This is a genomic window from Pseudomonas sp. FJ2-5-13, from assembly GCF_029201605.1.
Lineage (GTDB): Bacteria > Pseudomonadota > Gammaproteobacteria > Pseudomonadales > Pseudomonadaceae > Aquipseudomonas > Aquipseudomonas lactis.
In genome coordinates, this window is record NZ_CP104045.1 from 53,877 (window position 1) to 68,225 (window position 14,349).

15 protein-coding genes are annotated in these 14,349 nt (G+C 60.7%); 12 read left to right on the plus strand and 3 right to left on the minus strand.

Annotation, left to right across the window (positions count from 1 at the left end; all coding sequences use genetic code 11):
• Window positions 1-66: 66 nt before the first annotated feature.
• The 3 genes from N2A98_RS00265 (at window position 67) to N2A98_RS00275 (ending at window position 3,712) form a co-directional block, all read left to right on the plus strand.
• The gene (locus N2A98_RS00265) at window positions 67-1,125 is read left to right on the plus strand and encodes a PA0069 family radical SAM protein (protein ID WP_032894331.1); all 1,059 of its coding nucleotides are present in this window, start codon (window positions 67-69) and stop codon (window positions 1,123-1,125) included.
• Window positions 1,126-1,353: 228 nt separating this feature from the next.
• Window positions 1,354-2,085 carry a carbonic anhydrase gene (locus N2A98_RS00270; RefSeq protein WP_003187331.1) on the plus strand — a complete coding sequence of 244 codons (732 nt, stop codon included), beginning with the start codon at window positions 1,354-1,356 and terminating at the stop codon, window positions 2,083-2,085.
• An 85-nt stretch (window positions 2,086-2,170) separates the two neighbouring features.
• Window positions 2,171-3,712 carry a SulP family inorganic anion transporter gene (locus N2A98_RS00275; protein ID WP_275622864.1) on the plus strand — a complete coding sequence of 514 codons (1,542 nt, stop codon included), beginning with the start codon at window positions 2,171-2,173 and terminating at the stop codon, window positions 3,710-3,712.
• Between the two features lie 130 nt (window positions 3,713-3,842).
• Here N2A98_RS00275 and N2A98_RS00280 read toward each other — a convergent pair whose 3' ends face one another.
• On the minus strand, window positions 3,843-4,490 hold the full coding sequence (locus N2A98_RS00280; RefSeq protein WP_044270258.1) for a hypothetical protein: 648 nt from the start codon (window positions 4,488-4,490) through the stop codon (window positions 3,843-3,845).
• Window positions 4,491-4,859: 369 nt separating this feature from the next.
• Between N2A98_RS00280 and coxB the strand changes: the two genes are divergently transcribed.
• From coxB to N2A98_RS00300, 4 genes are all read left to right on the plus strand, one after another.
• On the plus strand, window positions 4,860-5,987 hold the full coding sequence (gene coxB, locus N2A98_RS00285; protein WP_014716323.1) for a cytochrome c oxidase subunit II: 1,128 nt from the start codon (window positions 4,860-4,862) through the stop codon (window positions 5,985-5,987).
• A gap of 58 nt (window positions 5,988-6,045) precedes the next feature.
• Window positions 6,046-7,629: a cytochrome c oxidase subunit I gene (gene ctaD / locus N2A98_RS00290; RefSeq protein ID WP_003187339.1), complete on the plus strand. Its 1,584-nt coding sequence runs from the start codon at window positions 6,046-6,048 to the stop codon at window positions 7,627-7,629.
• Between the two features lie 147 nt (window positions 7,630-7,776).
• A complete protein-coding gene (locus N2A98_RS00295) occupies window positions 7,777-8,328 on the plus strand; it encodes a cytochrome c oxidase assembly protein (protein ID WP_003187340.1) in 552 nt (183 codons plus the stop codon).
• A 35-nt stretch (window positions 8,329-8,363) separates the two neighbouring features.
• On the plus strand, window positions 8,364-9,251 hold the full coding sequence (locus N2A98_RS00300; protein WP_275622865.1) for a cytochrome c oxidase subunit 3: 888 nt from the start codon (window positions 8,364-8,366) through the stop codon (window positions 9,249-9,251).
• Between the two features lie 6 nt (window positions 9,252-9,257).
• On the opposite strand, the gene N2A98_RS00305 is transcribed toward N2A98_RS00300, so the two are convergent.
• Window positions 9,258-9,461, minus strand: coding sequence for a twin transmembrane helix small protein (locus tag N2A98_RS00305; protein WP_003187345.1), 204 nt, complete (start codon window positions 9,459-9,461; stop codon window positions 9,258-9,260).
• A gap of 32 nt (window positions 9,462-9,493) precedes the next feature.
• Between N2A98_RS00305 and N2A98_RS00310 the strand changes: the two genes are divergently transcribed.
• Genes N2A98_RS00310 through N2A98_RS00330 form a run of 5 tightly spaced genes read left to right on the plus strand, consistent with a single transcriptional unit; the run spans window position 9,494 to window position 13,417 of the window.
• The gene (locus N2A98_RS00310) at window positions 9,494-10,258 is read left to right on the plus strand and encodes an SURF1 family protein (protein WP_275622866.1); all 765 of its coding nucleotides are present in this window, start codon (window positions 9,494-9,496) and stop codon (window positions 10,256-10,258) included.
• Window positions 10,224-10,808, plus strand: coding sequence for a hypothetical protein (locus N2A98_RS00315; RefSeq protein ID WP_078466257.1), 585 nt, complete (start codon window positions 10,224-10,226; stop codon window positions 10,806-10,808). Before N2A98_RS00310 ends, N2A98_RS00315 begins: the two co-directional genes overlap by 35 nt.
• Window positions 10,809-10,818: 10 nt before the next feature.
• Window positions 10,819-11,898, plus strand: a complete 1,080-nt coding sequence (locus N2A98_RS00320) for a COX15/CtaA family protein (protein ID WP_044270271.1) — start codon at window positions 10,819-10,821, stop codon at window positions 11,896-11,898.
• Window positions 11,886-12,785 carry a heme o synthase gene (gene cyoE / locus N2A98_RS00325; protein WP_044270274.1) on the plus strand — a complete coding sequence of 300 codons (900 nt, stop codon included), beginning with the start codon at window positions 11,886-11,888 and terminating at the stop codon, window positions 12,783-12,785. The genes N2A98_RS00320 and cyoE overlap by 13 nt, the downstream gene beginning before the upstream one ends.
• Window positions 12,782-13,417, plus strand: coding sequence for an SCO family protein (locus tag N2A98_RS00330; protein ID WP_275622867.1), 636 nt, complete (start codon window positions 12,782-12,784; stop codon window positions 13,415-13,417). The genes cyoE and N2A98_RS00330 overlap by 4 nt, the downstream gene beginning before the upstream one ends.
• A 132-nt stretch (window positions 13,418-13,549) precedes the next feature.
• Here the strand turns inward: N2A98_RS00330 and N2A98_RS00335 are convergent, their stop codons facing one another.
• Complete coding sequence (locus N2A98_RS00335; RefSeq protein WP_047712804.1) at window positions 13,550-14,320, minus strand: MetQ/NlpA family ABC transporter substrate-binding protein; 771 nt, start codon at window positions 14,318-14,320, stop codon at window positions 13,550-13,552.
• Between the last annotated feature and the right edge of the window lie 29 nt (window positions 14,321-14,349).

The following is a 14,349-nucleotide window of genomic DNA, read 5'->3' on the forward strand; positions in this document are numbered from 1 at the left end:
CCAACGGCACTGGTCAGAAACCTCGCGCCTCGATACTGTATATAAAAACAGTATCGAGGCGTTTTCATGTCTACTGCGCTGCCGCCCCGTGGCCGGGGTACGGCCACCAACCTGCACAATCGGTTTGCACCCACCGTCAGCGTGGCCGAGGACGACGGTTGGTACCAGGAAGTGCCGCCGACCCAAGGCACCGAAGTGCGTATCGAAACGGCCAAGACCATCATCACCCGCAATAACTCGCCGGACTTGCCGTTTGATCGGTCCATCAACCCGTATCGCGGTTGTGAGCATGGTTGCATCTACTGCTATGCGCGGCCCAGCCATGCCTATTGGGACATGTCGCCCGGGCTGGACTTTGAAACCAAATTGATTGCCAAGAGCAACGCGGCTGATGTGCTGGAGCAGCAGCTGTCCAAGCCGGGCTACGTGTGCGCACCGATCAACCTGGGCTCCAATACCGATCCGTACCAGCCAATCGAGCGTGAATACCGGATTACCCGGCAGACCCTTGAAGTACTGCTGCGCTACCGCCACCCAGTGACGATCATCACCAAGGGCTCGCTCATCCTGCGCGACCTCGACCTGCTGACCGAGTTGGCCCGCCAGCGCCTGGTAGCGGTGATGATCAGCCTCACCAGCCTGGATGATGAACTCAAGCGCATCCTGGAACCGCGCACGGCAGCGCCCAAGGCGCGGCTGCGGGCGATTCGGGTGATGCGCGACGCGGGCATTCCGGTGGGTGTGCTGTGCTCGCCGATGATCCCGATGATCAACGACAGTGAACTGGAGAGCCTGCTTACCGAAGCTCACGCGGCCGGCGCACAAAGCGCGGCGTATATGATGCTGCGCCTGCCGTTGGAGGTGGCGCCGTTGTTCGAGGAGTGGCTGGCGGCCCATTACCCGCAGCGTGCGGCCCATGTGATGAGCCTGGTGCGCCAGGTACGCGGGGGGCAGGTGTATGACAGCCGGTTTGGCGTGCGCATGCGCGGTGAGGGGCCGTTTGCCGATTTGCTGGCGCAGCGTTTCACCAAGGCAATCAAACGCCTTGGGCTGAATCGGCGGGAAGGGTTCAACCTCGATTGCACAGCGTTTTGCCCACCGGGCAGGCAGATGGCTTTGTTGTAGACTGATGGGGAAACGTGCACCTTTGCTGTAGGAATAGTCGCGTTTTGACATCACTGAAACCCGCGTTCTAGAGCGGTTCATTCAGTTTGAGTTAAGTTTCGGTGGTTACCTTGTTCAGCGAGTGACTGATGAGTCGGCGGCTTGGCCGGTGTGTGTTTTACAACTATTTCACCGCCATGGCGTCGAACTGACCTGAACCCTCCCCTGCATTGATCAAGAGGATGAATCATGAGTGACAAGGATAAACAGCCGTTGGCTGCGTCGGCTTCAGCCCCTCAGGTGGCGGAATCCGCCGATGCAGCGCTGCAGCATATCGTTGACGGCTTTTTGCATTTCCATCACGACGTCTTCCCCCAGCAGGAAGAACTCTTCAAGAAACTCGCCACTGCCCAGAGCCCACGGGCAATGTTCATCACCTGCGCCGACTCGCGCATCGTGCCCGAGCTGATCACCCAGAGCTCCCCAGGCGACCTGTTCGTGACCCGTAACGTCGGTAACGTGGTGCCGCCTTACGGCCAGATGAACGGTGGTGTTTCCACCGCTATCGAGTACGCGGTGCTCGCCCTTGGCGTACAGCACATCATCGTGTGCGGGCATTCGGACTGCGGCGCCATGCGTGCCGTGCTCAACCCCGACAGCCTGGAAAAGATGCCAACGGTCAAGGCCTGGCTGCGTCACGCCGAGGTCGCCAAGACCATGGTCCATGACAACTGCGACTGCGCCAACGAAGGCGAGAGCATGGCGGTGCTGACCGAAGAAAACGTCATCGCCCAACTGCAACACTTGCGCACCCACCCTTCCGTGGCTTCGCGCATGGCCAATGGTCATTTGTTTATCCATGGTTGGATCTACAACATCGAGACCAGCGAAATACGGGCCTACGATGCGGACAAAGCGGCGTTCCGACCGCTGAACGGCACCGAGCCGATCCCTTCAGCGACGCCTAAAGCGCGCTTCTAAAACACTTCCCTGCCGGGTAATGCGGTGGCTGCCATGGATGCAGCCAGGCTTTACCGCGCCCGGCGAATGCCTCGGGAGAGTCATCATGCGTGCTGCTCAATTGAAAGCTGTATTGCCACGGGAGCTGCTCGCCTCGGTGGTTGTTTTTCTGGTCGCCTTGCCACTGTGCATGGGCATCGCGATTGCGTCCGGCATGCCGCCGGCCAAGGGCCTGATCACTGGCATCATCGGCGGCCTGGTGGTGGGCTGGCTGGCCGGCTCGCCGCTGCAGGTCAGCGGCCCGGCGGCAGGTCTGGCGGTGTTGGTGTTCGAACTGGTGCGCCAGCACGGCATGCTGATGCTGGGGCCGATCCTGTTGCTGGCCGGCTTCCTGCAATTGGTGGCCGGGCGTTTGCGCCTGGGCTGCTGGTTTCGCGTCACCGCGCCAGCGGTGGTCTACGGCATGTTGGCCGGGATTGGCGTGTTGATCGTGTTGTCGCAGATCCATGTGATGCTCGACGGCGCGCCCAAGCCGTCAGGGCTGGATAACCTGGCAGGCTTCCCGGCAGCGCTGGCTGAAGCGATTCCTACCTTCGGCGGCGGGCTCGGCTGGCAGGCTGGCGTACTCGGCCTGTCGACGATGTTGGTGATGTACCTGTGGGACAAATTCCGCCCGCAACCACTGCGGTTTGTGCCTGGCGCGTTGCTTGGCGTGGGCCTGGCGACCGTCGCCAGCCTGGTGCTGGCGCTGCAGGTCAAGCGCGTGGAAGTTCCGGAAAACCTGGCGGACGCTATCGACTGGCTGCGCCCCAGCGACCTGCTGAACCTGGCTGATCCACAGCTGCTGATCGCGGCGTTCGCCGTGGCGTTTATTGCCAGTGCCGAAACCCTGCTGTCTGCCGCAGCGGTGGACCGCATGCACAGTGGTCAACGTTCCGATTTCGACAAGGAATTGTCGGCCCAAGGGGTGGGTAACATGCTTTGCGGCCTGGTGGGTGCATTGCCAATGACCGGCGTGATCGTACGCAGCTCGGCTAACGTCCAGGCCGGTGCTACCACACGTCTGTCGGCGATGTTCCATGGCCTGTGGCTGCTGGGCTTCGTACTGTTGCTGTCGAGCGTGCTGCAAAGCATTCCGGTCGCGAGCCTGGCGGGTGTGCTGGTGTACACCGGCATCAAACTGGTAGACGTCAAGGCGTTCAAGGCGCTGGGCCGCTATGGGCGGATGCCGATGTTCACCTATGCGGCCACCGCGCTGGCAATCATCTTCACCGATTTGCTGACCGGCGTGCTGGTGGGCTTCGGGCTCACATTGCTCAAGTTGGCCTTCAAGGCTTCGCGCCTGAAAGTCAGCCTGATCGACCTGCCCCAGGAAGGTGAGATGGAGCTGCGTTTGACGGGGGCGGCGACCTTTTTGAAGGTGCCGGCGTTGACTCAGGTGGTGTCGGCTGTGCCTGCGGGGACCACCTTGCATGTGCCGCTGAGTAACTTGAGTTACATCGACCACTCTTGCCTGGAGTTGCTGGAAGAATGGGGTCGAGCCAATGCGGCCAAGGGTTCGACGTTGGTGATCGAGGCACGCGGTTTGAAGCGTCGGCTGGAAGGTCGGGTGAGAACGACAGTGGGAATCGGCTCAGCCCCTGCCTGAACACCCCCAAAAACTGTGGGAGCCGGGCTTGCCCGCGATTGCGGTGGTTCAGTCAACTAATCTGTTGGCTGATACTCCGCAATCGCGGGCAAGCCCGGCTCCCACATTGAATCTCTATCGGATCTGAAGTCTACGCAGGCTGATCCAGCGACAGCTCAACCCCAAGCTGGCGCGACAGGCACGGCCAGCGCTTCCAGGACGCTTCGGTCTGCGGGCTCTTGAGCTGTTCGCGATAGGCCTCGACCGACTCCAGCGCAAAGCTGTCCTCGTTAAGCATCTCATCCACCGCCAGGTGCACGGCTTCATCCAATTGGTTGGCGAAGTCTTCACCGATCAGTCGATGGGCGATCACGTTAGCCACGGTGGTATCCGCTGGGATCAACGGCTGGCCGAAATGCTTGATGTACAGATCGTTCACTTCTTCGACCAGGCGATGCGCCAGGTAGGCCTCATCCAGCAGGCCATCAAGGCCGTCGTGGCCGGCCAGGATCGCGGGCGGCTGCAGGAAGAAATGTTCAGCGATTTTCAGTACTGGCTTGATCTGGCTTTCAATCCCGGCCTCACGGGCCACGTCATTGGCGGCGTCGAGCAAATCAGGAACCAGGTCGATGTAGGCAGTCACAAAGCGCGTCATGACGATGTTGCGATCACCGTCTGCCAGAGAAATGGCCGAGTGCAGGTGCGGCAATTGTTGTTCCAGCTGAATGGCAAGTTGGCCGGTGGTGGCTTCGTGTTGATGGGCACGGGAAATCTGCTCGCGCAATGCGGCGGTGTTCATGAGGGCTCCAGTGAAGCAGGCGTAGGAAAAGGGAAAAGACAAGGTAGTTCGTTTATACGAGCGCCTAAGACGCATTTGTCATAATTATTTCATGGTTATAGGCAGGGGTTATATCGAAATGCCATCGTTCGTCGGATAAACGATTCCGCCGCCCATTTTACGGGCTCCGTCTGTCTGTTTCTATTCATTTGCCCCCACACATTGCGGGGTTGCTACGGCTGTCTATACTCGATTTTGTACGCAATTAGCTGATGACGCCCAACTGCATGACGCAGGCAAGGCTTGGCGGTTGTAAGCAGTATGGAAGCCGCTCCCTTCGCCGCAGGTGCAAACCGGCGGGATAACAAGAAACATAAAGGGGAACCCGCAATGACGCGACATCCACACGTTTGGATGGGCCTCCTGTTGTGGTCGGTATTCGGCCAGGCGCACGCCGCCTGGACTACGAATATGGCGCCAGGGGCTACTGAAGTCAGCCACGCTGTGTTTGACCTGCACATGACCATTTTCTGGATCTGTGTGGTGATCGGCATCGTCGTGTTTGGCGCGATGTTCTGGTCGATGATCCTGCACCGCCGATCCACGGGCCAGGTAGCGGCCAAGTTCCACGAAAGCACCACCGTGGAAATCCTCTGGACCGTGGTGCCCTTGCTGATTCTGGTGGCCATGGCCATTCCGGCCACCAAGACCCTGATCAACATCTACGACAGCAGTGAGTCGGATATCGATATCCAGGTCACCGGGTATCAGTGGAAGTGGCACTACAAATACCTGGGTCAGGATGTGGAGTTCTTCAGCAACCTGGCCACCCCCGCCGAGCAGATCCATAACCAGGCCACCAAGGGTGAGCACTACCTGTTGGAAGTCGACCAGCCGCTGGTATTGCCGGTGGGCGCCAAGGTGCGCTTTCTGGTGACCGCTGCCGATGTGATCCACTCCTGGTGGGTGCCGGCCTTTGCGGTCAAGCGCGATGCTATCCCTGGCTTCGTCAACGAAGCCTGGACTCGCGTCGAGAAGCCCGGCATCTACCGTGGCCAGTGCGCCGAACTGTGTGGCAAGGACCATGGCTTCATGCCCATCGTGGTGGAGGTCAAGTCGAAGGCCGACTACGACACCTGGCTGGGCGAGCGCAAGGAAGAGGCCGCCAAGCTCAAGGAGCTGACCTCCAAGGAGTGGACGCTGGACGAACTGGTGGCCCGTGGCGACAAGGTCTATCACACCACTTGCGTGGCCTGTCACCAGGCTGAGGGCCAAGGCTTGCCACCGATGTTCCCGGCGCTCAAGGGCTCGAAAATCGCCACGGGGCCGGCCAAAGACCATCTGAGCATCGTGTATCACGGCAAGCCCGGCACCGCGATGGCCGCCTTTGGCAAGCAACTCTCTGAAGTGGATATCGCCGCCGTGGTGACCTATGAGCGTAACGCCTGGGGCAATAACAAAGGCGACATGGTCACGCCCAAAGACGTGCTGGCTCTGAAACAGGCCCAAAGCAAATGACGACTTTCATTGCCAATGCCCTGAATCGCCCCGCTCACTCGCTTGCAGGAGAACGGCCATGAGCACTGTGATCGACCACGGTCATGCCGACCACGCCCATGGGCCCGCCAAAGGCTTGATGCGCTGGGTGCTGACCACCAACCACAAAGACATCGGCACCATGTACCTGTGGTTTGCCTTCACCATGTTCCTGCTCGGTGGCTCGTTTGCCATGGTGATCCGCGCCGAGCTGTTTCAGCCAGGCCTGCAGATCGTGCAACCGGCGTTCTTCAACCAGATGACCACCATGCACGGCCTGATCATGGTGTTCGGCGCGGTGATGCCGGCGTTTGTCGGCCTGGCCAACTGGATGATCCCACTGATGATCGGCGCGCCGGACATGGCCCTGCCGCGCATGAACAACTTCAGTTTCTGGCTGCTGCCGGCGGCGTTCCTGCTGCTGGTGTCTACCTTGTTCACGCCCGGCGGCGGGCCGAACTTCGGCTGGACCTTCTACGCTCCGCTCTCCACCACCTATGCGCCGGAAAGCGTGACGTTCTTTATCTTTGCCATCCACCTGATGGGCATCAGTTCGATCATGGGCGCGATCAACGTGGTCGCGACCATCCTCAACCTGCGCGCGCCAGGCATGACCCTGATGAAAATGCCGCTGTTCGTGTGGACCTGGCTGATCACCGCGTTCCTGCTGATCGCGGTGATGCCGGTACTGGCGGGCTGTGTGACCATGATGCTGATGGACATTCACTTTGGCACCAGCTTCTTCAGTGCGGCCGGTGGTGGCGATCCGGTGCTGTTCCAGCATGTGTTCTGGTTCTTCGGCCACCCCGAGGTGTACATCATGATCCTGCCGGCCTTTGGCGCGGTCAGCTCGATCATCCCGACCTTCTCGCGCAAGCCACTGTTCGGTTACACCTCGATGGTCTACGCCACTGCGAGCATCGCGTTCCTGTCGTTCATCGTGTGGGCGCACCACATGTTCGTGGTGGGCATTCCGCTGGTGGGTGAGCTGTTCTTCATGTACGCCACCCTGCTGATCGCCGTGCCCACCGGGGTGAAGGTGTTCAACTGGGTCAGCACCATGTGGCAAGGCTCACTGACGTTCGAGACGCCGATGTTGTTTGCGGTGGCCTTTGTGATCCTGTTTACCATTGGCGGCTTCTCCGGGCTGATGCTGGCGATTGCCCCGGCGGACTTCCAGTACCACGACACCTACTTTGTGGTGGCGCATTTCCATTACGTACTGGTGCCCGGTGCGATCTTCGGGATCTTCGCCTCGGCCTACTACTGGCTGCCGAAATGGACCGGCCACATGTACGACGAAACCTTGGGCAAGCTGCACTTCTGGTTGTCTTTCGTGGGCATGAACATGGCGTTCTTCCCCATGCACTTCGTAGGGCTGGCCGGTATGCCGCGTCGGGTGCCGGACTACAACCTGCAGTTCGCTGACTTCAACATGGTCTCGTCCATCGGTGCCTTCATGTTCGGCGCCACGCAGATCTTCTTCCTGTTCATTGTCATCAAGTGCATCCGTGGCGGCCCGCCTGCGCCGGCCAAGCCGTGGGATGGCGCCGAGGGCCTGGAATGGAGCGTGCCCTCGCCGGCGCCGTATCACACGTTTACAACGCCGCCGGAGGTCAAATGAACAGGCGGTTGCGTTGCGAACCGGGTCAGTGTGGGAGCGGGCTTGCTCGCGAAGACGGTGTGTCAGTCAACGTTTTCGTTAGCTATGAAACCGCTTTCGCGAGCAAGCCCGCTCCCACATTGACCGAGTTCGGCTCGGGTGGGCGCCATGGCTGACTCCGTACCGCTCAAGCGCCTGGTCACCCGCCTGCTGATTTTGGTGTTGGCGATGTTCGCCTTCGGCTTCGCCCTGGTGCCGATCTATGACGTGATGTGCAAGGCATTCGGCATCAACGGCAAGACCGCTGGGCAGTACGAAGGTGAGCAAATGGTCGATCCCTCGCGCCAGGTGCGGGTGCAGTTCCTGTCCACCAACGCCATCGACATGGTCTGGGAATTTCATTCCAAGGCCGACGAGATTGTGGTCAACCCCGGGGCTGTCAACGAGATGCTGTTCGTGGCCTACAACCCCACCGATAAGCCGATGACCGCCCAGGCGATACCCAGTATTTCCCCGGCCGAAGCCGCGATGTACTTCCACAAAACCGAATGCTTTTGCTTCACCCAGCAAGTGTTGCAGCCCGGTGAGCGCATTGAGATGCCCGTACGTTTCATCGTCGACCGCGCGATGCCCAAGGATGTGAAGCATTTGACCCTGGCGTACACGCTGTTCGATATCACTGCGCGCCAGCCGCCCGTGGCCGTCAGGACCGGGGGCTAGCTACTGTTTGCCCCCTCAATCAGGAGAGCGAATACATGTCGACTCATGATACGTACTACGTACCAGCGCAAAGCAAATGGCCAATAATTGCCACGATTGGCCTGCTGGTCACCGTGTATGGCCTGGCCGTGTGGTTCAACGACTTGAAGGCCGCGCGCCCCGAATCCCACGGGCCGTGGATCTTTTTCGTGGGCGGTTTGCTGCTGGCCTACATGCTGTTTGGCTGGTTTGGCGCGGTGATCAAGGAAAGTCGTGCCGGGCTGTACAGCGCGCAGATGGACCGCTCGTTCCGCTGGGGCATGACGTGGTTCATTTTTTCGGAGGTGATGTTCTTCATCGCCTTTTTTGGTGCGCTGTTCTACGTGCGCGTCTGGGCTGGGCCTTGGTTGGCGGGCGAAGGGCCCAAGGGCATTGCGCATATGCTGTGGCCGAACTTTGAGTTTGCCTGGCCCCTGCTGAACAACCCCGACCCCAAGCTGTACCCAGCGCCCAAAGGCACCATCAGCCCCTGGGGCCTGCCGTTGGTCAACACCATCCTGCTGGTGAGTTCCAGCGTGACCATCACCATTGCCCACCATGCCCTGCGCAAAGGCCATCGTGGTGCACTGAAACTGTGGCTGGCGATCACCGTGCTGCTGGGCCTGGCGTTTCTTGGGTTCCAGGCTGAGGAATACATCCACGCCTACAAAGAGTTGGGCCTTACCCTGGGTTCAGGCGTGTACGGCGCGACGTTCTTCATGCTCACGGGCTTTCACGGCGCCCACGTGACCATCGGCACCCTTATTTTGTTTGTGATGCTGATGCGCATCCTGCGCGGGCATTTCAATGCCGAGCACCAGTTCGGTTTCGAGGCGGCCAGTTGGTATTGGCACTTTGTGGACGCGGTGTGGATCGGGCTGTTTTTCTTCGTGTATGTGCTGTGACGCCGCTTACCACGGCGCATGAGAGACCAGTTGGCCGCTGAAAAAGCCCCAGGCGATCAAGCCCACGGTGATCACGGCCAGCGTGACACGCACGGTCAAGGCGGTGACGAGGCGGTTGGAGTTGCCCTCGTCCTTGACCAGGAAGAACAAGCCACTGAACAGGCTCACGACGGTCGCGATCAGCATCAGGGCAATGGCGGCTTTGAGCATGGTCTGGCTCCGGGCTTATTGAAGGAGGGGCGATGAGATCGAGTATAGCCAGTGCCCTGCAACGCTTTCGTCCGGGCATCGCGCCGACGCTGGTGGTGCTGATGTTGCTGCCATTGATGGTGGGCCTGGGGTTCTGGCAACTGGCCCGTGGGCACGAAAAGCAACTGCTGGTAGACCGTTATGCCGAGCGCCGCGCGGCTGAGCCGGTCAGCAGTGCGCAGCTCAATGACATGGCTGATCCGGCCTTCCGCCGCGTTCATCTTCGCGGGCAACTGGATGGCGAACACAGCGTATTGCTGGATAACCGCATGCGTGACGGCAAGGCCGGTGTCGAGTTGCTGCAACCCTTCCATGACCAGGCCAGCGGCCTGTGGCTGTTGCTCAACCGTGGCTGGCTGCCCTGGCCGGACCGGCGTATCGCGCCTGCCTTTACTACCCCTGAACAGACGCTGAACTTCGACGCCTGGGTGTACGTCGCCCCTGGCGAGACCTTCCAACTGCATGCCGACCCGGCCAGCACGCAATGGCCGCGCCTGCTCACCGCGCTGCACCCTGCCGCACTGTGGGACGAACTGGGGCGCAGCGGTTTTGCCTATGAGCTGCGTGCCGAAGCGGGCCCCGGTACCTACGAAACCCACTGGCCCATCGTCGCCATGGGCCCGGAAAAACACCTGGCCTACGCCGTGCAATGGTTCGCCATGGCCTTGGCGTTGCTGGCGCTTTACCTCTACCTCGGATGGCATAACAAAAAGGAGAAGCCCCATGGGAGCGGCCATGAATCCACCCAGCACATCTGACACGCTTGATCGGCGTAAGGGTCGCTGGCAGCTGATTTTGATCCTGATGATGGTGATCGGCCCGATGGCGCTGGCCACCTTTATGTACAAATTGCAGTTCTGGGTGCCGGACAGCCGCAGCTACCACGGCGAACTGATCGGCAACGGCCAGACCCGCGCCGACATCGGCGTGCAGGCCGATGAACAGCGCTGGCAACTGTTGGTCACCGCCCCCACCGCGTGCGCTGCCGATTGCCAGCAACTGGTGTACCTGGCGCGTCAGCTGCAGATCAGCCTTGGCCGTGATGCGTCCCGTGCCAGCCATGCCCTGGCCGGCGCGCAACCTTTGAGCCGCGAATACGAGGCCAAGCTCAAGGCCGAATATCCACAGCTGCAGCGCTACCCGCTGGATGTGTCGACCTTTGCCAGGAATGCTGCCGCGCCCGGCGATGCGCAACTGTGGATTGTCGACCCCCACGGCAATCTGGTGCTGCGCTACGACGCCAAGGTCAAGGGCAAGGACTTGCTCAACGACCTGCGCCTGCTGTTGAAACTGTCGAACATCGGATAAGGGCACCGTCATGGCCAAGCCTGGATTTCGCCTCGCGCTGTTTGCCACGTTACTGGCATTGTTTGTCGTGCTGCTCGGCGCCTATACCCGCCTGACCCACGCCGGCCTCGGCTGCCCGGACTGGCCGGGCTGCTATGGCTTTATCAGCGTGCCGCACAGCGAAGCCCAACTGGCCCATGCCGAGTTGCACTTTCCCGACACGCCGGTGGAGGCCGACAAAGGCTGGGCCGAGATGACCCATCGCTACTTCGCTGGCAGCCTGGGCCTGATGATCGCGCTGCTGGCGGCGCGTTCGTGGCGTCATCGGCGTGATCCGGGCCAGCCAGTGAAGCTACCGCTGTTCATACTGGCGGTGGTGTTGGCCCAGGCGGCGTTTGGCATGTGGACCGTGACCTTGAAGCTCTGGCCGCAAGTGGTCACCGGGCATCTTTTGGGCGGCTTTGCGACCTTGAGCCTGCTGTTTCTGCTGACCCTGCGGCTGTCCGGCGTACTGCCAGCGTTGGTCGTGCCCAAGCGCCTGCAATATTGGGCAACGGCGGGGCTGGTGCTGGTGATCGGGCAGATCGCCCTGGGCGGCTGGGTCAGTTCCAACTACGCGGCGGTGGCCTGTGTCGATTTGCCCACCTGCCATGGCCAATGGTGGCCGGCAGCGGACTTTGCCAATGGCTTTCACCTGACCCAGCACATCGGCCCCAATTACCTGGGCGGGCAGCTCGACAGCGAGGCGCGCACTGCTATCCACCTGACGCATCGCGTCGGCGCCGTGCTGGTCACGCTGGTGCTGCTCGGTTTGGCCTGGCAACTGCGGGCAGTGGGGATGACGCGCCTGGCCGGTCTGCTGTTGATCGCCCTGGCCGCGCAGATCTGCCTGGGGCTGAGCAATGTGGCGTTCGGCCTGCCGTTACCGGTGGCAGTCGCGCACAACGCTGGCGGGGCAACGTTGTTGTTGACGCTGGTGCTGGTCAATTACCACGCGCGCACCAGCCTGGTTCGGGTGCGTCACCCGCGTCTGTTCGGTTGGCGTTTTATCCCGCGCAAACAGGTGTCGGGCCTGATCACCCTTAAAGGAGAACTGCCATGGCGACCGTGATCGGCGCACGTCGCGACCGGGCGATCTGGCGTGACTATCTGGAGCTGACCAAGCCCAAAGTGGTGGTGCTGATGCTGATCACCTCGCTGGTGGGCATGTTCCTCGCCACCCGCGCCGGGGTGCCCTGGACCGTGCTGGTGTTCGGCAACCTCGGCATTGCCCTGTGTGCCGGCGGCGCGGCGGCGGTCAATCATGTGGTGGATCGACGGATTGATGCCGTGATGGCGCGCACTCACAAGCGGCCGATGGCTGAGGGGCGCGTCTCGCCGATGGCGGCGTTAGCGTTTGCGTTGTTCCTGGCGATTGCAGGATTGGCCCTGCTGCTGGCGTTCACCAACCCGCTGGCGGCCTGGCTGACCTTGGCTTCGCTGCTGGGTTATGCGGTGATCTACACCGGCTTTCTCAAGCGAGCGACGCCGCAGAATATCGTCATCGGCGGTCTGGCCGGTGCGGCGCCGCCGCTGCTGGGTTGGGTGGCTGTCACTGGGCATGTGAGTGCCGAACCCTTGCTGCTGGTGCTGATCATCTTCGCCTGGACCCCGCCACACTTCTGGGCCCTGGCCATTCACCGCAAAGAGGAATACGCCAAGGCCGACATCCCGATGCTGCCGGTCACCCATGGCGAGCACTACACCAAGGTGCATATCCTGCTGTACACCTTCGCCCTGCTGGCGGTGAGCCTGATGCCCTACGTTATCCACATGAGCGGGCTGCTCTACCTGGGCTGTGCGCTGGTATTGGGGGCGCGCTTTCTGCAATGGGCCTGGGTGTTGTACCGTGGCAGCCAGCCGCACGCGGCGATCAACACGTTCAAGTACTCTATCTGGTACTTGCTGTTGCTGTTTATCGCCCTGCTCGTAGACCACTACTTATTGTTGAACCTATGACTCGAACTCAAAAAACCGTCTTCATCCTCGTGGCCCTGGTGGCGTTGATCATGGGCCTGACCGTCAACAAAGTGCTCTCGGGCAAAGGCCAGGGCGATCCCACCGCGCTGATCGACGCGGGCATCATTCTGCTGCCGCAAAGCCGTCAGTTGCCAGCGGTGACCATGACCAATCAGGAAGGCCAGCCGGTGGTGGTCAACGAGTTGAAGGGCAAGTGGAGCCTGCTGTTTTTCGGTTACACCTTCTGCCCGGATATCTGCCCGACCACCCTCGCCCAGCTTCGCCAGATCAAGAGCGAGCTGCCTAAAGAGGCTGTGGATAAGTTGCAGGTGATTCTGGTCAGCGTCGATCCGCACCGCGATACCCCGGCGCAGCTCAAGCAGTACCTGAGCTACTTCGACCCACAGTTCCAAGGCCTGACTGGCGCGAATGTGGAGGATGTGCAGAAGGTCTCGAATGCGGTGAGCATTCCCTTCATTCCGGCAGATACCAGCAAGCCGAACTACACCGTCGACCACAGCGGTAACCTGGCACTGATCGGCCCGGACGGTACCCAGCGTGGGTTTATTCGTGCGCCGTTGAACAACCAGAAGCTGGTGGCGCAGTTGCCGGGGTTGCTGCAGCGCAAATAGCAGCCATATAAAGCCGATTTTGTAGGAGCGAGCTTGCTCGCGAAGAACTCACAGGCGCCGCGTTTATTCAGGCAGCGCGCATTATCGTTGACGTTTTTCGCGAGCAAGCTCGCTCCTACAGATCGGGTTGGATCAGAACGCCGGCTTGATCGCGCCTTTGTACTTCTCTTCGATGAATTTCTTCACTTCAGGCGTGTGCAGGGCTGCAACCAGCTTCTTCACCGCGTCTGCATCTTTGTTGTCTTCGCGGGTTACCAGGATGTTCACGTAAGGCGAATCGCTGCCTTCGATCACCAGGGCATCCTTGGATGGGTCCAGCTTGGCTTCCAGGGCGTAGTTGGTGTTGATCAGCGCCAGGTCGACCTGGGTCAGCACGCGCGGCAGGGTGGCGGCTTCCAGTTCGCGGAATTTCAGCTTTTTATCGTTGCCGGTGATGTCCTTGATGGTCGACAGGATGTTGGTCGGGTCCTTCAGGGTGATCAGGCCGTTCTTGGCCAGCAGTAACAGCGCACGGCCGCCGTTGGTGGCGTCGTTCGGGATCACCACGTTGGCGCCGTCAGGCAGGTCGGCCAATTTTTTGTACTTGCTGGAGTAAGCGCCCAGAGGCTCCAGGTGCACAGCGCCGACGCTCACCAGGTGAGTGCCTTTGGCCTTGTTGAATTCATCCAGGTACGGCTGGTGCTGGAAGAAGTTGGCGTCCAGGCGTTTCTCAGCCACCTGTACGTTCGGCTGCACGTAGTCGGTGAAGACTTTGACCTTCAGGTCCACGCCTTCTTTGGCCAGGGCAGGTTTCACGAATTCGAGGATTTCGGCGTGAGGCACCGGCGAAGCAGCGACCGTAATGGTCTCGGCGTGGGCGGAAAACGCAGCCACGGCGGCGAAAGCAACCAGTAGTTTTTTCATCCAGCAAGCTCCTTGTTCGGGCATCTGCC